The following is an 18997-nucleotide window of genomic DNA, read 5'->3' on the forward strand; positions in this document are numbered from 1 at the left end:
CGCGCACCTCCTGCGGGCGGCGCGGAAAGGATCAGCTCAAGTGCTGCGGTGGCCCGCGCATGGCGGACAGCCTGCGGCAGCAAAAGCGCCCGCGGGCGGATGCTTCAGGGCGGCGTCCCATGCGGCCCGCGCCGCCGCAGACGCTTTTTCGCGTGGGAAAAACCGTGCGGGCGCCTAAACCGCGTCCGGGCCCGGGCCGGCAAATTGCCGCCGCGCCCGCACCAGGCCAAAGGCCAGCAGCGCCGCCGCCTGCACCGTCAGCGCGGCGATCAGGGTCCAGCTGGCCCCCCACATGGCCCAGCGGCCCACCAGCGGCGGTGAGACCGCCAGACAGGCGGCAATGCCGATCAGGTTTGAGATCACCAGACCTTTAAAATCGCGCACAATGGTGAGCAGCATGTTAAGGAACAGCACCAGGGCGGTGAGCACGGTGGCGGCCACCATGGGGGTCAGCAGTCCCTCGTTGGCCAGGATCTGCTGGCCGTTCTCACTGGTGGAATAGAGCAGGGCCAGCCCCCAGCGGCCCAGCAGTTTCACCCCCGCAAAACCGGCGGCGCCGATACCGGCGATGGCCAGCAGCACCCGCGCAAACAGGACGCTGAAGCCGCGCCGGTCCCGCGCCAGCCAGCGGCGGGTGAACAGGGAGATCAGCGGGGTAAAGACATAGGTCGCCCCCAGCTGCAGCACCACGGTGGGCGCAGTGATGCTGCCGAAGATGGCAGTGGCCGCATTGCCGTGCTGCAGCTGTAAAAACTGGCGTGGGATGGTGGCTACGGCGGTGTTCAAAAAGCTGTAGGCCATCAGCGGCGCGCACTCCGCCAGCAGGGCGCGCACCCGGGCCGCAGCCGCCCGGCCCGTAGTGTTGCCCAGGCGGGCGGCCCAGGGGCGGTCATAGGCCAGGGCCACGCCCAGCGAGGCGGCGGCCATCAGCCCCATGGAAAGCAGCAGGCTGCCGGTCAATTTCATGCCGAGCGCAAAGCCCAGACAGGACAAAGCCCCCCGCAGCAGAAAGCTCTTGCCGATCACGTCCATGCGGTCGGCCCGCTGGTCGATGCCGCTGTAGACGTCCACCAGCGCCTCTCCCACCCGGAACAGCATATACAGCAGCAGGGCGGTCAGGGTCTGGCCCGGCAGCCGCAGCGCGCCGCCGTAAGCAGCGCAGGCAGCCAGGGCCAGCAGGCAGGTGAACATCCGGCTGGAGATGTATTCCCGGTCGCTGTACCGGCCCTCGAGGTCGCTCACCTGATACGCCCGCATGCCATAGACCGCGATGGTCAAAAAGACATTCGTGGTATTCATCGCATAGTTGAATGCGCCGGAGGCGTTCAGGTCGGCGGCCATGCGCACCACCAAAATGGTGGGCAGATACTGGCAGGCAAAGTAAAAGAAAGAGCCCACGCTGTTCCACAGCATATTGCTGCCCAGCGACAGCCCCTGTTCAGATCTCTTGGACATGGATAAACTCCCTTTTGGCGCGGACCGCACACCCCGGCGGCAGGGGCGGCGGCGCGGGCGGAAAGCGCTGCGGGCGGCGGTTCGCCGCCGCGCCGGCACGGTCGGCCCGAACGCGTTGATAGAGGAAATTATACCACATTTACGGCAGAAAATCTCCCGGCGGCACGGTTTTGACGGTCCGGCGCGGTAAAAACAGTTCTTTTGTGGAGGGCTTGTCCCGCTTTTGGGGCCCAGACCCGCGGACCCGATCTGCAGCGCAGTTTTATGTGCAGCAGCGGATACACGCCGTTTTTCGAGCCTGTACCCGTGGAGCCGCTGTGCCCGGGCTGCGGCGGATCGAGCCCAGCGGTTTTTACTGCGCACGCGGCCGCTCTCCCACCGGCTGCCCGGCTGGTGATGCGGTGGAAAACGAGGAAAAAAGGCTGGCTGCCCGCCTGCCTGGCCGCTGTGGTGCCCGGAGAGGAGATAAAAAGGGCCAACTGCATGCCTACCGGGTGCTGTGGCTCCGAAGCAGGGGAAAAGAGCTGGCCGCTCCCCTCTGGCGCTGCGGCGCCCGGAAGAAGAGAAAAAGGCGGTTTGTGCGTCCGCCCCATGCTGTGAGCCGTCGCCCCAAACAGGTGTCTTGAATCTAAAATTATTTGAACTTATAGAATAATTTTAAAATGAAATTATATAATTATATTGACAAATTATTTGTGCCGTGATAAAATAATAACATCCCGAAAAGGAGGCGCAGAGATGGCCAAAAGCGTATACAGCGTGGTGCTCAGCGACGAGGTGGTGGCGGCCATCGACAAGCTGGCCTATACCGAGGGCACCAGCCGCAGCAAGCTGATCGACCGGGTGCTGGCCCAGTACGCGGGCTGCGATATCCCCGGGCAGCGGATGACCGATATCTTCCGCTGTATCGAACGGATGGCGGGCCTGGAGGAGCAGTTCCGGCTGCTCATCAACCCCAGCGACGAGCTGCTGCAGCTGAAAAGCGCCGTGCCCTACAAATACAATCCCACTGTCAAGTACGCGGTGGAGCTGTACGAGAACGACCCCACCGCCCTGGGCGAGCTGCGGGTCTCGATGCGTACCCAGTCGCAGCCGCTGCTGGCGGTGCTGGGGCGGTTTTTCCTGCTCTGGGTCCAGCTGGAGGAGCACTCTTTCCACGACGGGTCCTACCTCTCCTTTGAGGTGGCGGACGGCAAGTACACCCGCCAGCTGCGGCACCTGCCCGGCGCCGACGACGCCCAGCTGGGCGAGGCGGTCGCGGGGTATATCAAGCTGTTTGACCGGGTGCTGCATCTGTATTTCGATGCGCTGGGCAGCGGCGAGGAAGAGGCGCGGCGGCGCGCGGCTGCGGGCTTCCGCGCCGGTCTGACCGCGCCGGTGGCCCGGCTGTAGCGGCGGGCGCGCCCTGCCCGGGCGGGGAAAGGGACAAACGGCAGATCAACAAAAAAGAAAGGTTTGGTGCGCAATGGATCTGAACAGACTGACACAAAAATCCCAGCAGGCGCTGCAGAGCGCCCAGAGCCTGGCGATCGAATACCAGAACCAGCAGCTGGAGCAATGCCACCTGCTGTGGGCGCTGTGCGCCGACGGCGAGGGGCTGATCCCCGAGCTATTGAAAAAGATGGGGGCGGACGGCGGACGGGTGGCGGACGCAGCCCGCGCCGAGGCGGCAAAGCTGCCCCGGGTGACCGGCGGCGGCCGCGACCCGGAAAAGATCTATATCTCCGCCGACACCGACCGCGCCCTCACAGCGGCGGAAAAGGCGGCCGGCAAGATGAAAGACGATTATATTTCGGTGGAACACCTGATGCTGGGCCTGTTTGAGGCTGCCGGCCGGGAGGTGAGCGAGATCTTCCGGCTCTGGGGCCTGGACAAGGACAAATTCCTGGCCGCGCTGATGCAGGTGCGGGGCAACCAGCGGGTGACCAGCGAGAACCCGGAGGAGACCTACGACGTGCTGAAAAAGTATGGACAGGACCTGGTAGAGGCCGCCCGGGCCCACAAGCTGGACCCGGTCATCGGCCGGGACGCCGAGATCCGGAATGTGGTCCGCATCCTCTCCCGCAAGACCAAAAATAACCCGGTGCTCATCGGGGAGCCGGGCGTGGGCAAGACGGCCATCGCCGAGGGCCTGGCCCAGCGCATCGTCGCCGGCGATGTGCCCGAGGGGCTGAAGAACAAAAACGTTTTCAGCCTGGACATGGGCGCGCTGGTGGCGGGCGCAAAGTACCGGGGCGAGTTTGAGGAGCGGCTGAAAGCCGTGCTGGCCGAGGTGAAAAAGAGCGAAGGCCGCATCATCCTGTTCATCGACGAGCTGCACACCATCGTGGGCGCGGGCAAGACAGAGGGCAGCATGGACGCGGGCAACCTGCTCAAGCCGCTGCTGGCCCGGGGCGAGCTGCACTGTATCGGCGCGACCACCCTCAACGAGTACCGCCAGTATATCGAAAAGGACGCGGCGCTGGAGCGGCGCTTCCAGCCGGTGCTGGTGGATGAACCCACTGTGGAGGACACCATCAGCATCCTGCGCGGCCTGAAAGAGCGGTACGAGGTCTACCACGGGGTCAAGATCACCGACGGCGCGCTGATCGCCGCCGCCACGCTGAGCAACCGCTATATCACCGACCGCTTTCTGCCGGACAAGGCCATCGACCTGGTGGACGAGGCCTGCGCCACCATCCGCACCGAGATGGACTCGATGCCCGCCGAGATGGACGACGTGCGCAGGCAGATCCTGCAGCATGAGATCGAGGAGGCCGCCCTCAAAAAAGAGGACGACAAGCTCTCGCAGGAGCATCTGGCCGAGATCCGGCGGGAACTGGCCGAGCTGCGGGACCAGTTTGCGGGCATGAAGGCGAAATGGGAAAATGAAAAACAGTCCATCGGCAGGGTGCAGAAGCTGCGCGAGGAGATCGAGCAGGTGAACGCCGACATCGAAAAAGCCCAGCGCGAGTATGACCTGAACAAAGCGGCTGAGCTGAAATACGGCAGGCTGCCCCAGCTGCAGAAAGATCTGGAGGCAAGCGAGCGGGAAGCGGGCGCGGCGGAGCAAAACCAGCTGCTGCGCGACCGGGTCACCGACGAGGAGATCGCCGAGATCGTGGCCCGGTGGACCGGCATCCCGGTGGCAAAGCTGATGGAGGGCGAGCGGCAGAAGCTGCTGCATTTGGACGAGGTCCTGCACGAGAGGGTCATCGGCCAGAACGAGGCGGTGACCCGGGTCGCCGAGGCCATCCTGCGCAACCGGGCGGGCATCGGCGACGAGGGGCGGCCCATCGGCAGCTTCCTGTTTTTGGGCCCCACCGGCGTGGGCAAGACCGAGCTGGCCAAAGCGCTGGCGCAGGCCCTGTTCGACGACGAGAAAAACATGGTGCGCATCGACATGAGCGAGTATATGGAGAAGTTCTCGGTCTCCCGCCTGATCGGCGCGCCCCCGGGTTATGTGGGCTATGAAGAGGGCGGCCAGCTCACCGAGGCCGTGCGCCGCAAGCCTTACAGCGTGGTGCTGTTCGATGAGATCGAAAAGGCCCACCCGGACGTGTTCAACGTGCTGCTGCAGGTGCTGGACGACGGCCGTATCACCGACAGCCAGGGCCGCACGGTGGATTTTAAGAACACCATCCTCATCCTCACCTCCAACCTGGGCAGCCCCTATATCCTGGAGGGCATCCAGCCGGGCGGCGAGATCAGCGACGAGGCGCGGCAAAAGGTGGATGCGCTGCTGAAGCAGAGCTTCCGGCCCGAGTTTCTCAACCGTCTGGACGAGATCGTCTATTACAAGCCGCTCACCAAACAGGAGATCGGTGGCATCGTGGACCTGCTGCTGGCCGATCTGGCAAAGCGGCTGGCGGCAAAGCAGCTGAAGCTGACCGTCACTCCGGCGGCAAAGCAGCTCATCATCGACGGCGGCTACGACCCGGTCTACGGCGCGCGCCCGCTGAAGCGGTTCCTCCAAAGCCGGGTGGAGACCGCCATCGCCCGGGCCATCCTGCAGAGCGACCCCGCGCCGGACACGGTGCTGACCGTAGACGCGCAGGACGGCGCCCTGACGGTGCGCTGAGCTTGGGCGGCCGCCGCTGCGGGTGACCGCGGCGGATAAAAAGCAACACGATGAAAGGCCAGTGCATCTGCACTGGCCTTTTCGCTGCTGAAAAAACGTCGGGGCAGGGCGGGGGCAGCCGGCCTTTCCCGGGCGGGCCGACTGCGGTCCTGGCGGGGCGCACGCCGCAGGAAAAGTCAAAGGCCCGGGACCACGCTTTTCTGCTGCGGGCTGCCGCGGAAAGGACCGGGAGCCGCCCGCCCTCCGCTTTCCGTCCCGGCTCCCGCTGTCGCGGCGCCGGTCTGCCGTCTTGTCTTTCCAGGCGGCAGAGGCGCCTCCTCTGCTGCAGCCCCGTCCGGCAGAGCGTCCCGCAGCAAAAGTTCCTGCCGGGCCTGCGCCCGCCAGAAAGCCCTTTCCAGACGCCGCGCCTGGCAATAGGCCAGCGCCGAGAGCAGGACCAGCAGGGCCAAAAGAGCGGCGGCAAGACGGTGTTTCATGGAGATCTACCTCTTTTCCGGTGGGAGGGCCGGGGAAAATGAAGAGAGAAAAGCGCGAATACCAGCACATTATAAACCATTTTGGTATATAAATCAAGATACCAAAATGGTTTGCCTATACTTTTCAGTGGGAGACTGAAAAGGGGGAAACGGCTTGATGTATGAGCGTATCCGGGCTTTGCGGGAGGACGCAGATCTGCGCCAGAAAGACCTGGCCCAGATGCTTAACTGTACCCAGGTCTGCTATTCCCGCTATGAGGCGGGGCTGCGGGACATCCCCACCGAAGTGCTGGTGCGGCTGGCCCGCTATTACCATACCAGCACCGACTATCTGCTGGGCCTCACGGAAGAAAAGAGCCCTTATCCGCCCAAAGTGGAGAGAGGGTAAAAAGTAGCCGCAAGGCTATTTTTTGGCCATCCGCCCGGTTGCCGCGCAGCGGCGAGGGTGGGGCCGATTTGCGGGCCTTTTGGGGACTGCGGAAACCGCTGCAAGACCAAACTGCAGCTGCACAATGCCCGGCAGATCGCGGCCGGTGCACAAAAAGAGGCGCTCTCCGGCGTGGCTGGCCCGGGAGCGCCTCTTTTGCATCTTTTTTCAGGCGGCTTTGCAGCCGTTTGTCTGACTTTGTCTGCCCGCGTGCCCCGGTGCGCCGGTCACTCCGCTTCCAGCAGCAGGGACAGCAGCTTTTCCTTGAACAGCGCCGCGTCCAGCTTTTTGATCAGCCGGGCGTTGGCCGGGCGGCGGTGGAAGCCCTGGTCCTTGATCTCGGCGTCTGGCAGGAACGGGATCACCTGTCCGTAGGTGGCCTCCTCTTTTGTGCAGGTATAGCAATAGCGCGCCTCGGTCTCCAGCACCACCTCGGGCCAGATGGCGGCTGCTGCTGCCGTGGGGTCCGGCACCGGGATCATGCCCACCCCCAGCCGCTGGCGCGCAAACTCCAGCAGCTTTGCGTTGCAGGCCGCCGCAAATTTGCCCGCGGCGGTGCCCCGGCGGCTCAGCTGCGCCGCTTCCTCTTCACTGAGGGCCGTCTCTCCCATGCAGATGTCGAACCCGGCGATGGTGACGGGGATGCCGCTGTCCAGCACTGCGGCATAGGCCTCGGCGTCGATATAGACGTTGAACTCCGCCACGGCTGTCTCCATGCCCGGGGCAAAGCCGCCGGTGCCCATGGAGTAGATGTGCTTCACCCGTTTCATCGCTTCCGGTTCTTTCATGAGGGCAAGGGCCACGTTGGTGGCCGGCCCGATCATCAGGATCTCCAGCTCGTCGGGGTACTGTTTTGCCAGATCACAGATCACGTCCACCGCATGCCCCTCCGCCGGGGACAGGCTGGGGGCCACGAGGCCGCAGTCGCCCATGCCGTCCCGGCCGTGTACTCCGATCATCTGGGCCAGATCCCGCATCAGCGGCCGCGCCGCACCGCGATAAACCGGCGGCTGATAGCTGCCGGTGACCTCAATGGCGGCCAGCGCATTTTTTGTCGCCTGCTCCATCGGCACATTGCCCGCCACGGTGGTCACCGCCTCCACCCGCACCTGCGGCTCCTGCAGCATCATCATCAGCGCGATGGCGTCATCGCCCGCAGTGTCGGTATCGACCAGAAAATGTCTCATAAAAAGCCCTCCTTCAGCGCGGTCCCCGGCGCTTTGCCGTCCGGGGCCTGTTTGACACCAGTATAAGGGAAACGCTGTGCTGAAATCCAGGTCAGTTGGCCCAAATATGATTTTTTAATGGCCATGCGGCCTGTCCGCAAGCCGCGGCGGATAGAAATACTTATCCCAGGCGGCCCCGTCCTCGCCGCTTGCGCGGCAGCCGGACGGATGGCCGGAAAAAACGCTTAAAAGACGATGCGGGCGTTTGCAGGGTATCCCCGCAGACCCACATGAGGTCAAGACTTGCGCGTATGCTCTTAAAAAGTCCGGTCATGCGCTGGAATCTGCGCTTGTAAGGTTGGGCGGCAAAAAATAAGACTGGCAAGCCCTTGTCCCGCTTGCCGACAGACCTTGTTGTGCTGCATATGCCCCTCAAGCCCCCTCTTGAGGAGCTGTGGAGACATGTCTGCAGGCACGGGCCGAAAAGAGGTGCCCAGCGGAACAGAAGGCCCTGAAATCCCCGGACAGGACAGGCCTTTGCGGACGCCAAGCCAAAGGGCCTGCAGGATTTATCCTGAACCTCGAAAATGAGATTTTATCATTCCGCAGGACCGCCCGGCGTGGGATCGGCCCCATCGATCTGCCGCACTATTTCAAGTCACGGATATTCCCAGACTGAATTGCAGAAATATTCTCTCGAATTCTCTCATCAGACCATTCCCACCATTTGATTTCAAGCAGTGAAGAAACTACTTCATCAGAAAATCTTTTTCTGATGGGCTTGGCAGGAATACCGCCGACGATCGTATAGGGGGGAACATCTTTTGATACTACTGCATGGGCGCCGATGATCGCTCCGTCGCCAATGGTAACGCCGGACATAATGACGGCTTCATATCCGATCCACACATCATTGCCGATCACAATATTGCCTTTATTATCCCACGCGTCCGTTACAGTTGCTTTGTCCAGATCCCACTCTTCAAAAAATAGAGGAAAGGGGTAGGTGGATAGCGATTTCAGCGTATGGTTTGCGCTTGTAAATAAAAATTTTGCGCCGCACGCGATCGAACAGAATTTTCCGATCATCAGCTTGTCATGGTTGATCGGGTAATGATACAGCACATTGTTTTTTTGAAAATCTTTCGGGTCGTTTACAAAGTCGTTGTACATCGTGTACTCACCGACCGCAATGCTGGGGTCGGTGACCACATTCTTTAAATATACGGTTTGATTATCTCCCGTGCGGGGATACACTTTTTTCTCCGATATAGTCATCTTGGATCCTCCCTGTTTGTTTTGCTATGCGACTATATCGGCAAATACAATGCAGCGTTTCACCTTCAGCACCTCTCTGAGCCTTAATTTAATTGGCCAGCACCTTATCCGTCCAAAGCGAACAAGTATGATCTGACCTTTTCCATACTAATAGGAGCGTGCAGAAATGTCAAACAGCTCCTGTTGCATCACAGCTTCAGGTTGCCGTCCACAACCTTTTTATTCATTGGGGAGGCAATCGGGCAACATTTTGCCGTTTTACATCGATGCTCCCGTTACAAGAAGACCAGCAGCTCTGCGCTTTTCAGTTTATAGAAAAGCCGCGACCAGGTGGCAGAATAACTGCTTTTTATTGCTCTGCAATAAAAAATGACGTATCTCAATGACCTGCCCCCGCCGCTGCGGGACAAGCAGGGGCAGTGACCCCAAAATGGCCTTGCGTCTCTTCTTTATTGTTCCACAGCAAAGAACGATCCTTTTGAAAAGTGCAGCCGCGAAAAAATACGGGCTAAAAAAGGACCATCGGAACGCTGTGCGCGGGGGAGGGGGCAACAGGATCGCGGCCGCAGGGGCGGGGGAAAGAAAAAAGGGCGATGCGGCGCAGCTTTTTATTTGCGGAACCCAGAGGAAGAACAAAGCGCGCTCCGCGCCCCGGCGTTTCATGATGGCCCCGCGAATGTGACGCTCCCCCTTTTTATTGCGGTGCAATAAAAACCAGTTACCCGGATGGCCCGCCCCGGCTGTTTGCGCGCGCAGCCGGGCAGACAGCCCACAAAAACGGCCCGCCCTTATCCCGGAGGCCCCGGCGGCGCTGTAAAAAAAGACCGGCCGCTGCACGCGGCCGGTCCTGAGAGTCTCTTCTGCTGGACGCCGGAACCCCGCCGCCCCTTATTTGTTCTTCTTTTTGCGGTAGAACCAGAACGCCGCGCCCGCGGCCGCGAGGACCACCAGGACCACCACGCAGACGATCAGCACGGTATTGTTCTGTGCCGCAGGGCTTTCTGCATCAGCGGACGCCGGCACCGAGGAGACGGGCGCTTCCGCCGCGCCGCCGGGGAGCACTTCGCCGGGATTGTTCTCCACCGCCGCGTTGTGCAGGCCGCAGTAGTTGTCCAGATAAAGGGAGCCGCTGTCATATCCGTCGCCGATGAACCGCAGCTCATTGGCCCCGTTTTTCAGGGTCAGGGTCAGCACGCCGCTGGCGTCGGTGGACACTTCGCTCTTTTCGCCGTTGATATAGGCGGTGAGGGTGCTGTTCGCCAGCGGGGCCCCGCCGTCGGTGAACGTGAGGGTCGAGGTGAACTCAGCGCCCTGATAGGGGTCGTTGACCCGGGTGATGCGGCCGCTGGCGAGGGGATAGGCGTCCGCCGGGAGCTTGCCGCCGTATACCGCGTTCACATAGTCGGTCACCGCGTCGCCGTAGTTCCCCGCCGGGGTGGCGATCTCGGGGATATACTGATAGCCGCCGAGATCCTCCGCCTCGTTCAGCGCGCCCAGCATCCAGTAGCTGTCGCCTCCGCCGATCTCATAGGCGCTGGCCACCAGCATCAGTTTGGTCTCATTGTCGTTTTTGTCCAGCACCGTGCCGTCCTCCAGCGTGATCGACTGCACGCGGGTGCCGATGGTCTCCGGCATGGTCAGCGCGTCCTTGTCGTACTCGCTGCTGGCGGGCTGGGTGAGGTCGTAGACGTAGGTAAAGCCCGAAGCCTGCGGGAAACGGCCGTGGATCGAGCCGTCGGCCTCCAGCATGCCGGTCTCGGTGTCCTGGGAGAGGAAGATGTTCACGCCGTGCTCGATCATGTCGTACATCACCTTGGGGGTGATGAGCACATAGGTGTCCTCCGCGTCCTCAAAGCCAAAGGAGTACGCGGTCATCAGCTGGCCCAGGGTCACGTCCCCGGCGCGGAAAGAGCCGCGCACGCTGCCGCCGCCCTGCAGCACCACCACCGGCGTGTCCTGCGCCAGGCCCAGCTCGCTGTACGCTTCCGAGTTCCAGTTTTCTTTCAGCCAGTCCAGCGCTTTCCAGCGCCGGGCGTCGGCCACCAGCGAGCCCCCGTTGGTCTCGCCGCGGCGGGCAATGCTGGCCTGGACCTCCTCGTTGGAGGAAGTGAAGCCGGGGATGTTGCCGCCCCAGACATTGACCTCCGACTGGAAGACCACCTCGTTTTTGATCTCGTCGAACTCGGCGTTCCAGCGGTCCATGACCTCGGTGACCGAGGCCATGGGCTCCAGAGCCATGGCCTCCTCCCGCACGTTGGAGGAGGTGACTTTTACCTGCCCGCCGCTGAAATCCAGGGTCAGGCAGCCCACATTTTCCAGATTGGAGCCGGTCGACACGACCAGGGTGCCGTCCACATCCACGGCGGAGTCGCCCAGCCGCAGCTGGTGATCGTGTCCGTCGATGACCGCGGTGACCCCCTTTACCTTTGCGATGTCGCTGGAGGTCTCATTGGCAGTGCCCGCGGACAGGCCGCAGTGGGTGACCGCGATAATGGCGTCCACATCGGGCTCTTTTTCCCCGATCTCCGCCACGATCTCGGCCGCCAGCGCCGAGATGTCAGTGCGCACCTGCACGCCGCCCGCTTTCAGGGTGGCGGGGCTCACCATGCCGTTGAGCTCCGGGGTGTCCGCGCTGAAAAAGGCGATTTTCCGCTCGCCCACCGTCTTGACCACGTAGCGCGGCATGGCCGCCAGCGTGGGATTTTCCGCCGCATGGGCGTCGTCGATGGTGACGTTGGCGGAGATGATGTCAAATTCCGCCGCTTTTGCGTTGGCTTCCAGATCCGCCACCGAAAAATCGAACTCGTGGTTGCCCAGTACGGCCAGGTCGTAGCCCGCGGCGTTCATCACCTCCACCACGCTCAGGCCGTGGGCCATGTTTGCGAACAGGGTCCCCTGGGAAAAGTCGCCCGCGTCCACCAGCAGCGAATTTTCATCCGCCGCGTGCAGCGCCGCCACATAGTCCAGGCCGGGCTTTTCGATCTCCTCTGTCTCCTCGTTGAAAGCGGCCTCCACACTGCCGTGTACGTCGTTGGTGTGGTAGATGTTCACCACATCCGCCGCCGCATGGATCCCCGGAAACGGGAATACCACCAGGGCCAGTGCAAAGACCAGCAGCAGCGAAGCTGCCGCCCTCAGTGCTTTTTTCATTCCTCTTCCTCCTTTTATCTTTTCTGCGCCGCAGGCGGCGCAGCCGTACCCTTTTTTTGCCGCAGGCCTCACCGGTCCCGGAGCCGCGCGGCCTCGCGCATGACCGCCTTCACCCGGCCCGCGTCCACCCTGCCGGAGTCCCGGCCGGTGTCCCTCAGCGCGCCGCTCACAAGGACCGCGTCCGCCTCCGCCAGCTTTTCTCCCAGCGTGGCGGCCGTCATGCCGCCCGCCGCCACCAGGGGAAACGCGCCGGCCACCGCGCGGAATCTGCGGATCTTCCCGGTCGGTGTTTCCCGGCCGCCGCCGGACCCGGAGACGGCGACGGCGTCGCACCGCCCCATCCCCAGCCGCAGATCCTCCGCCCACGGGCGCCCCGACAGGATGGGCTGCTGCTGGAACCGAACCCCGCCGATCACCTGGATCTTCGACCCGGCCCGGCAGGCTGCGAGCCTGTCCGCGTAGGCGCCGTCGTCCTCCCGGCGCAGATGCCCCGCCACCGAGGAGACCAGAACAAACGCGGCGTCAAAGCGCTGCGCCAGCTGCCAGCTTTTGAAAAAGTCGCCGCCGGCGCTGACGCCCAGCGGGCAGGGCGCGCCCCGCAGCAGCTCCAGCGCGGAGGCCAGTTCCTCCGGCGCGGTAAAGCGGTCCCCCGCAATGAGCAGGGCGTCCACCCCGCCGTCTGCGCAGATCTCCGCCTCCCGCAGGCAGCGGTCCAGCTTTTCTTTTCTGCTGCCGTCTCTCAGGCGCAGCGCGGCGATCACCGCCTTGGGGCCGCAAAGGTCGTCAGGAAACATTTTTTCTCCCTCCCGCTCTTCTCCGGCTGGCCGGACGCAGGGCGCCCCGGGTCGCAGGCACCGTTAATTTCCTGTATTTTCCATTTCATTATATCCCTCTGCGCGGCGAAAAGCAAAGCCTTTCCGATCTGGCCGCGCCCGCAAAAAGAACGGCGCCCGCAGGCGCCGTTCCCTGATCTTCCGCTCTTTTCAGGCCGGGAGATTCACTCCCCGGTTTCCACATAATTTTTTGCCCGGGCAAAACTCTCCGCGTCACACACCAGCAAAAACACGTCCCCGGGCAGAAACTCCGCGTAGGGGCCCGGGGAGAGCATCAGCCCGCCGCCCCTGCGGATGGCGATGATGGTCGCCCCGGTGTTGTGCCAGAAGTTGACGTCCGCCAGGTTTTTGCCGGTCAGCGCGTCCCCCTCGCGGATGGGCAGCTCAAAGGGGGTGAGCGGGTTTGCGCTCTCAAACCGCTCATAGCTGTCGATCAGGTTCATCATCGAGCTGCTGATCTTCTGCTCCAGGGCGTCCCGCTGGCTGAGCAGGTCGCTCAGATTGGCGCGCAGCTCGTCGGCGGCGCAGGCGTTTTTGAATTTCTGCACAAAGGCCTGCGCCTTTTCCACGTCCTTGATGAAGATGCCGCTGCCCTGCTTCATCTCCAGGATCTCCATGTCCTTGAGCAGGAACATCGCCCGGCGCACCGTCTCGGGGGAGACGTTGTACCTGCTGGCCAGGGTCGACCGCCCGTGGACCTTTTCTCCCACCTTGTAGCGGCCGCTGATGATGTTCTCCGCCATATCCAGCGCGATGAGCTGGTAGACCGGCTTGTCCAGTCTGATCCCCTGCGCCATCTGTCCGTCCCCGCCTTTCACCGGCCTCTCCACGGCCGTCAGAAGCCGCCCGCTGTGCGCGGGAACGGCAGCACGTCCCTGATGTTGGGGATGCCGGTGACGTACATGATCAGCCGCTCAAAGCCCAGGCCGTAGCCCGCGTGTTTGGCGCTGCCGAACCGCCGCAGGTCGAGATACCACTGGTAGTCGTCCTTGTTCATGCCCAGCTCGTCCATGCGGGCCTCCAGCCTGTCCAGCCGCTCTTCGCGCTGGCTGCCGCCGCACAGTTCGCCCACGCCCGGCACCAGCATATCGGCCGCGGCGACGGTTTTGCCGTCGTCGTTCTGGCGCATATAAAAGCTCTTGATCTCTTTGGGGTAATCGGTGACAAAGACCGGGCGCCGGTAGACCTGCTCGGTGAGAAAGCGCTCGTGCTCGGTTTGCAGGTCGGTGCCCCACTCCACCTTGTATTCAAACTTGTCGTTGTTCTCCTGCAGGATCTTCACCGCGTCGGTATAGCTCACGCGGGCAAACTCGCTGTCCGCCAGCGCGGTGAGCCGTTCCAGCAGGCCCTTGTCGTAGAACTGGTTGAAAAACGCCATCTCGTCGGGGCAGCTTGCCAGCAGATGGCGCACCACCGACTTGATCATATCCTCGGCGTTGTCCATATAATCCGTCAGATCGGCAAAGGCCATTTCCGGCTCGATCATCCAGAACTCGGCCGCATGGCGCGGGGTGTTGCTGTTTTCCGCGCGGAAAGTGGGCCCAAACGTGTACACCTTGCCGAAAGCCAGGGCCATGCCCTCGGCCTCCAGCTGGCCCGAAACGGTCAGGTTGGTCTGGCGGCCGAAGAAATCTTCGCTGTAGTCCACCTTGCCGTCTGCGCCGCGGGGCGGGTCCTCCGGGTCGATGGTGGTGACCCGGAACATCTCGCCCGCGCCCTCGCAGTCCGAGCCGGTGATCAGCGGGGTGTGCACATAGACGAACCCGTTTTTGTGGAAAAAGTCGTGCAGCGCAAAGGCGGCCTCGCTGCGCACCCGGAAAGCGGCGTTGAACGTGTTGGTGCGCGCCCGCAGATGGGGCAGCGTGCGCAGAAACTCCACGCTGTGGCGTTTTTTCTGCAGCGGATACTCAGGCGGGCAGACGCCCTCTACCGCGATGCTGTCCCCGTTCAGCTCCAGCGGCTGCTTTGCGCCGGGGGTGAGCACGATGCGGCCGGTGACCAGCAGGGCCGTGCCCACGCCGCATTTGGCGATCTCTTTGAAATTGTCGAGCCTTGCCGCCTCAAAGACGACCTGCAGGTTTTTAAAGCTGCTGCCGTCCGACAGCTCGATAAAGCCGATGTTTTTGGAATCCCGCACCGTTTTGGCCCAGCCGGCCACCGTGACGACCTCCCCCTGTGCCGGGGGGGCCGCAAAGAGAGAGGCGATCTCGCATCTTTTCATGATAATTTGTCCACTCCTGTTTTCCTCCGCGCCGCCGCAGGGCCGCGCTTGCTTTTCACCGGGCCGGGCCGGCCCGGATACTTTCGTAGTTTGGTACCGGGGTACTAAAATCATTATAGGTAAAAAGCAACTTATTGTAAAGGACAAAGTTGTTGATTTTTTTCACGTTTTGTGCGGAATGCTGTTTTTTCGCATCGCAGCGCCGTTTGTATTGACATTGCGGCCCGGATTGTGTTATCCTCTGGACGTACCTCGACAAAAGAGGTAGAGGCGCGCCGTCGATGAGTAGCCGGGAGGAGGCCGAAAGCCAGAGAACCCCGGGGAAAGGCGCCGGCGCCGAAGCGGCGGGATCACACCCGCTGCTGGGTCCGTATCGAACAGGTGCGGGACTGTCCTTCCGGCATTGCCGGGCCGGAAGGGAGCGCTATTGCGGCAGATCGCCCCGCTGTGCCCATGGCCGGCGCGGGCGGCGGCGCCGCGCTCTGCGTTGGGGAAATGCGGGACCGCCAAAGCAACTGTGAGAAGCGATGGCCTTCAGCGTTTTCCATTGACGCTGAAGGCCTTTTTGTCTGTCTTTTCCGGCAAAAAGGCGCAGGACCATGTCTTGAGATCCACAGCATCTGAAAGATCTGATCGGGGGCCTTTGGCCTCGGAAATGCCCGGTGCAGGCAGGCCGTGCCCGGGTTTTCCGCCGAAAGCCTCCCCTCTGGGCAGATCTTTCAGCAGCCCGCTGTTTCAGGACGTGGTCCAGGCCATCCACCCCGGGCGACGGCGGCCCCCCGCTGAAAGGAGCGTTCCCGTGAAAGAGACCTCTGCTTCCCGGAAAGCGAAAGGCAAAGGCCTTTCCTCTTTCCGCTTTCCCCATTCGTATGTGATCATCTTCGGCATCATCGTGCTGGTGGCGATCCTCTCCTACATCGTGCCCGCCGGCCAGTTCGACCGCGCGGTCGACGCCGCCAGCGGCCGCGAGGTGGTGGTGCCGGGCACCTTCCGCTACGTGGAACAGAACCCCGTGACCCCGTTCCGCCTCTTTGTCAATATCCAGGAGGGCTTTGTCGGCGCGGCGGACATCATCTTCTTTATCATTTTTGCCTACGGTTTCGTTTATATGCTGATCAAAAACGGCACTTTCGACGCGCTGATCGGCGCGCTGCTGCGGGTGTTTGGCAGCAAGGTGAGCATTTTGATCCCGGTCTGCATGGTGCTGTTCATCTTTTTGGGGTCCACGGTGGGCATCCTGGAGGAGACCTACGGCATGATCCCCATCTTCATCGGGCTGGCGGTCGCCATGGGCTATGACGCGATAGTGGGCAGCGCCATGGTCTATGTGGGCGCTGCCACCGGCTTTGCCGCGGCCACCCTCAACCCTTTCACCATCGGCGTGGCCCAAAAGGTGGCGGGGGTGGAGTACGGCTCCGGCATCTGGTACCGGGTGCTCTGCGCCGTGGTCTTCGGCGGCATTGCCATCGGGTATACCATGTGGTATGCCCACAGGGTCAAAAAGGACCCCACCAAGAGCATCGTCTACGGCGAAAAGCGGGAGCTGGCCTCCTCCTCTGACCGGGCGCGCCTGGTGGAGACCCGGGCCACCGGCCGCCAGAAGCTGTGCGGCGTGCTGTTTCTGGCGACCATCGGGCTGCTGCTGTTCGGGACCGTGAATTACGGCTGGTATATCAACGAGCTGGCCGGGCTGTTCGTGGTGATGATGATCGTGGTGGGCCTGGTGGGCGGCTTTGGCCCCAGCCAGATCGCCGCCGCCTTTCTGGAGGCGGCCAAAGGCGTGCTGTACGGCGCGCTGGCGGTGGGCATCTCCCGCGGCATCCTGATCGTGATGAACGAGGCCTGCATCACCGACACCATCGTTTACGCCCTCTCCAGCCTGCTGGCAAAAACCAGCGGTTACGTGAGCGCGGTGGGCATGCTCGTGATGCAGAACATCGTCAACTTCTTCATCCCCTCCGGCAGCGGCCAGGCGGCGGTCACCATGCCTCTGATGGCCCCTGTGTCCGACATGATCGGCCTGTCCCGCCAGACCGCGGTGCTGGCTTTCCAGTTTGGCGACGGCTTCTCCAACATGTTCTGGCCCACCTCGGTGTGCACGATGTGCGGCATCATGAACATCCCGGTGAACAAGTGGTATAAGTTCATCGCGCCCATGTTCGGGCTGATGTTCCTGGCGCAGGTACTGCTGATGTGCGGCGCGGTGGCGATCGGCTACGTATAAGCCGCGCTGTCCGGCGCGCAAAAACCCTGAAAGATAAAATTTACAGGCCGCTGCCCGGCGCTTTTCCGCCCGCCCGCAAAGGCGGGGGACGGCGCCCGGGAAGCGCTGAAAGGATGGTTCCCCATGGATCAACAACAGCTGAAAGCGCGGGTCTTCGCGCTGGCCGACGAGATGCAGCCCCTGTTTGAAGAGGTCTGCGACGCCGTGTTCCGCCACCCGGAGCTGGGCCTTGCCGAGACCTGGTCCTCCGATTACCTGGTCAGGATGATCGCCGACCAGGGCTTTTCGGTGCAAAAGCCTTACTGCGGGCTTGAGACGGCCTTTCGGGCCGAAAAAGGCAAGGGCGGCCCGAAGATCGCCTTTCTGGCGGAATATGACGCTTTGCCCGGCTATGGCCCGGCCAAAGACCAGACCGGCCACGCCTGCGGACACAACTGGATCGCCGCCTCCTCTTTTGGGGCCGCGGCGGTGCTGGGGCGGCTGGCGGACGAGCTGGGCTGCACCGCGGTCTGGATCGGCACCCCGGCCGAGGAGACAGTGGGCGGCAAGGTGGACCTGGTGCGGGCGGGCGCCTTTGACGATGTGGATCTGGTGCTGCAGATGCATCTGGGCGACCGCACCGAGCTGCGCCCCCATTTTCTGGCCATGGATTCGGTCGAGTTCACCTTTGAGGGGGTGGCGACCCACGCCTCCAACACGCCGGAGCGCGGGGTCAACGCGCTGGACGCCTGCAACCTGACCTTCTGCGGCATCAACGCGCTGCGCCAGCACATCACGCCGGACGCCCGCATCCACGGCATCATCACCCAGGGCGGCGTGGCCCCCAACATCACCCCCAGCCACTGCGTGGCCCGCTTTTATGTGCGCGCGGCCCGGCGGGACTATCTCAACGGCCTGACCGAAAAGGTCATCAACTGCGCCCGCGGGGCCGAGTTGATGACCGGCGCAAAAATGAGCTACCGCTATTTTGAAAACCCGTTCGACGACCTGAACAACTGCGCCCCGCTGCTGCCCGTGATGGAGGCGAACCTGCGCGCCGCCGGCGTGGAGGAATTCCGCGACCCCGAGCCCAACTCCGCCGGGTCCAGCGATATCGGCAACGTCTCTCACGTCTGCCCCACCCTTTACATCCCCATGGAGACCGGCAACACCGACGGCTCCTGCTGCCACGACGAGGCTTTCCTGGCCCATGTCAACGGGCCCGAGGCCTACCGCGCCCTGAACCGGGGCGTCAAGGGCATGGCTGCGACCGCCGTGGACGCGCTCTGCGACGAGGCGCTGTGGCAGGCCGTCCGCACCTGGATCAAGCGGGACGCGGAAAACTGAAAGGGGCGGTGCGCACCGGCTTGTCAAGGCCGCCGATCGCTTTTCGCCCAGCGCCGGTGCCGCCAGTTTGCCCTGGGCGGATTTTGGAGGCGCTCTCTTCCGTCCGGCTGAGAACACGGCAAGCGGATCCTTTCGCCCAGCGCCGGTGCGGCCGGTTTGCCGCAGGGAAACAGGGAAAGCGTTTTTCGCCTTTCCCTGCCGGGCGTGCCGCCAGCCGGGGACGCGCGGCGTAAAAAAGCACATAAAACGCGGCCGCTGTATCACAGCGGCCGCGTTTTTGCGTCCCGGCGCTCCCATGCTTTTTCCACAGCCCCGCCGGCATCTTTTTCTCTTTTGGGGGAGCTCCCGGCGCCGGACGGGGCTGGTATCGCTTTTTCTTGT

At 62.9% G+C, this 18997-nt stretch carries 13 protein-coding genes and 1 riboswitch; of the genes, 5 read left to right on the top strand and 8 right to left on the bottom strand.

The annotated features are described in order from the left end of the window. Window positions 1-174: 174 nt before the first annotated feature. Complete coding sequence (locus tag H8S23_RS09225) at window positions 175-1455, bottom strand: lipopolysaccharide biosynthesis protein (RefSeq protein WP_186888054.1); 1281 nt, start codon at window positions 1453-1455, stop codon at window positions 175-177. A gap of 738 nt (window positions 1456-2193) precedes the next feature. Here H8S23_RS09225 and H8S23_RS09230 point away from each other — a divergent pair. Both H8S23_RS09230 and clpB read left to right on the top strand, forming a co-directional pair. Then, a complete protein-coding gene (locus H8S23_RS09230) occupies window positions 2194-2847 on the top strand; it encodes a ribbon-helix-helix domain-containing protein (RefSeq protein ID WP_186888055.1) in 654 nt (217 codons plus the stop codon). 73 nt (window positions 2848-2920) lie between these two features. Continuing rightward, the gene (gene clpB, locus H8S23_RS09235) at window positions 2921-5515 is read left to right on the top strand and encodes an ATP-dependent chaperone ClpB (RefSeq protein WP_186888056.1); all 2595 of its coding nucleotides are present in this window, start codon (window positions 2921-2923) and stop codon (window positions 5513-5515) included. 176 nt (window positions 5516-5691) lie between these two features. On the opposite strand, the gene H8S23_RS09240 is transcribed toward clpB, so the two are convergent. Beyond that, a complete protein-coding gene (locus H8S23_RS09240) occupies window positions 5692-5991 on the bottom strand; it encodes a hypothetical protein (RefSeq protein WP_186888057.1) in 300 nt (99 codons plus the stop codon). A 157-nt stretch (window positions 5992-6148) separates the two neighbouring features. Here H8S23_RS09240 and H8S23_RS09245 point away from each other — a divergent pair, with 157 nt between their 5' ends. After that, complete coding sequence (locus tag H8S23_RS09245) at window positions 6149-6379, top strand: helix-turn-helix domain-containing protein (RefSeq protein ID WP_186888058.1); 231 nt, start codon at window positions 6149-6151, stop codon at window positions 6377-6379. Window positions 6380-6645: 266 nt separating this feature from the next. Here H8S23_RS09245 and H8S23_RS09250 read toward each other — a convergent pair whose 3' ends face one another. The 6 genes from H8S23_RS09250 to asnS all read right to left on the bottom strand — a co-directional run bounded on the left by H8S23_RS09250 (window position 6646) and on the right by asnS (window position 15066). After that, window positions 6646-7605: a nucleoside hydrolase gene (locus H8S23_RS09250; protein WP_186888059.1), complete on the bottom strand. Its 960-nt coding sequence runs from the start codon at window positions 7603-7605 to the stop codon at window positions 6646-6648. A gap of 627 nt (window positions 7606-8232) precedes the next feature. Next, on the bottom strand, window positions 8233-8862 hold the full coding sequence (locus H8S23_RS09255) for a CatB-related O-acetyltransferase (RefSeq protein WP_186888060.1): 630 nt from the start codon (window positions 8860-8862) through the stop codon (window positions 8233-8235). An 888-nt stretch (window positions 8863-9750) separates the two neighbouring features. After that, window positions 9751-12012 carry a 5'-nucleotidase C-terminal domain-containing protein gene (locus tag H8S23_RS09260; RefSeq protein WP_186888061.1) on the bottom strand — a complete coding sequence of 754 codons (2262 nt, stop codon included), beginning with the start codon at window positions 12010-12012 and terminating at the stop codon, window positions 9751-9753. Between the two features lie 68 nt (window positions 12013-12080). Next, window positions 12081-12806 carry a BtpA/SgcQ family protein gene (locus H8S23_RS09265; RefSeq protein WP_186888062.1) on the bottom strand — a complete coding sequence of 242 codons (726 nt, stop codon included), beginning with the start codon at window positions 12804-12806 and terminating at the stop codon, window positions 12081-12083. Between the two features lie 203 nt (window positions 12807-13009). Beyond that, window positions 13010-13642, bottom strand: a complete 633-nt coding sequence (locus H8S23_RS09270) for a GntR family transcriptional regulator (RefSeq protein WP_186888063.1) — start codon at window positions 13640-13642, stop codon at window positions 13010-13012. 38 nt (window positions 13643-13680) lie between these two features. Beyond that, on the bottom strand, window positions 13681-15066 hold the full coding sequence (gene asnS, locus H8S23_RS09275) for an asparagine--tRNA ligase (RefSeq protein WP_186888064.1): 1386 nt from the start codon (window positions 15064-15066) through the stop codon (window positions 13681-13683). 257 nt (window positions 15067-15323) lie between these two features. Beyond that, window positions 15324-15501: riboswitch (Lysine riboswitch) on the top strand. Window positions 15502-15865: 364 nt separating this feature from the next. Between asnS and H8S23_RS09280 the strand changes: the two genes are divergently transcribed. Together H8S23_RS09280 and H8S23_RS09285 are read left to right on the top strand one after the other, a co-directional pair. After that, window positions 15866-17290: a YfcC family protein gene (locus tag H8S23_RS09280; RefSeq protein ID WP_341479913.1), complete on the top strand. Its 1425-nt coding sequence runs from the start codon at window positions 15866-15868 to the stop codon at window positions 17288-17290. 123 nt (window positions 17291-17413) lie between these two features. Next, window positions 17414-18616, top strand: a complete 1203-nt coding sequence (locus H8S23_RS09285; protein ID WP_186888066.1) for a M20 family metallopeptidase — start codon at window positions 17414-17416, stop codon at window positions 18614-18616. Window positions 18617-18997 lie beyond the last annotated feature (381 nt).

The organism is Anaerofilum hominis (genome assembly GCF_014287275.1).
GTDB lineage: Bacteria > Bacillota > Clostridia > Oscillospirales > Ruminococcaceae > Pygmaiobacter > Pygmaiobacter hominis.

Excerpts from the sequence above, each read along its gene's own strand:
- H8S23_RS09270 (WP_186888063.1), bottom strand. The coding sequence starts at position 13,642 with ATGGCGCAGGGGATCAGACTGGACAAGCCGGTCTACCAGCTCATCGCG.
- H8S23_RS09225 (WP_186888054.1), bottom strand. The coding sequence starts at position 1,455 with ATGTCCAAGAGATCTGAACAGGGGCTGTCGCTGGGCAGCAATATGCTG.
- H8S23_RS09265 (WP_186888062.1), bottom strand. The coding sequence starts at position 12,806 with ATGTTTCCTGACGACCTTTGCGGCCCCAAGGCGGTGATCGCCGCGCTG.
- H8S23_RS09230 (WP_186888055.1), top strand. The coding sequence starts at position 2,194 with ATGGCCAAAAGCGTATACAGCGTGGTGCTCAGCGACGAGGTGGTGGCG.
- asnS (WP_186888064.1), bottom strand. The coding sequence starts at position 15,066 with ATGAAAAGATGCGAGATCGCCTCTCTCTTTGCGGCCCCCCCGGCACAG.
- H8S23_RS09250 (WP_186888059.1), bottom strand. The coding sequence starts at position 7,605 with ATGAGACATTTTCTGGTCGATACCGACACTGCGGGCGATGACGCCATC.
- H8S23_RS09260 (WP_186888061.1), bottom strand. The coding sequence starts at position 12,012 with ATGAAAAAAGCACTGAGGGCGGCAGCTTCGCTGCTGCTGGTCTTTGCA.
- clpB (WP_186888056.1), top strand. The coding sequence starts at position 2,921 with ATGGATCTGAACAGACTGACACAAAAATCCCAGCAGGCGCTGCAGAGC.
- H8S23_RS09240 (WP_186888057.1), bottom strand. The coding sequence starts at position 5,991 with ATGAAACACCGTCTTGCCGCCGCTCTTTTGGCCCTGCTGGTCCTGCTC.
- H8S23_RS09285 (WP_186888066.1), top strand. The coding sequence starts at position 17,414 with ATGGATCAACAACAGCTGAAAGCGCGGGTCTTCGCGCTGGCCGACGAG.
- H8S23_RS09255 (WP_186888060.1), bottom strand. The coding sequence starts at position 8,862 with ATGACTATATCGGAGAAAAAAGTGTATCCCCGCACGGGAGATAATCAA.
- H8S23_RS09245 (WP_186888058.1), top strand. The coding sequence starts at position 6,149 with ATGTATGAGCGTATCCGGGCTTTGCGGGAGGACGCAGATCTGCGCCAG.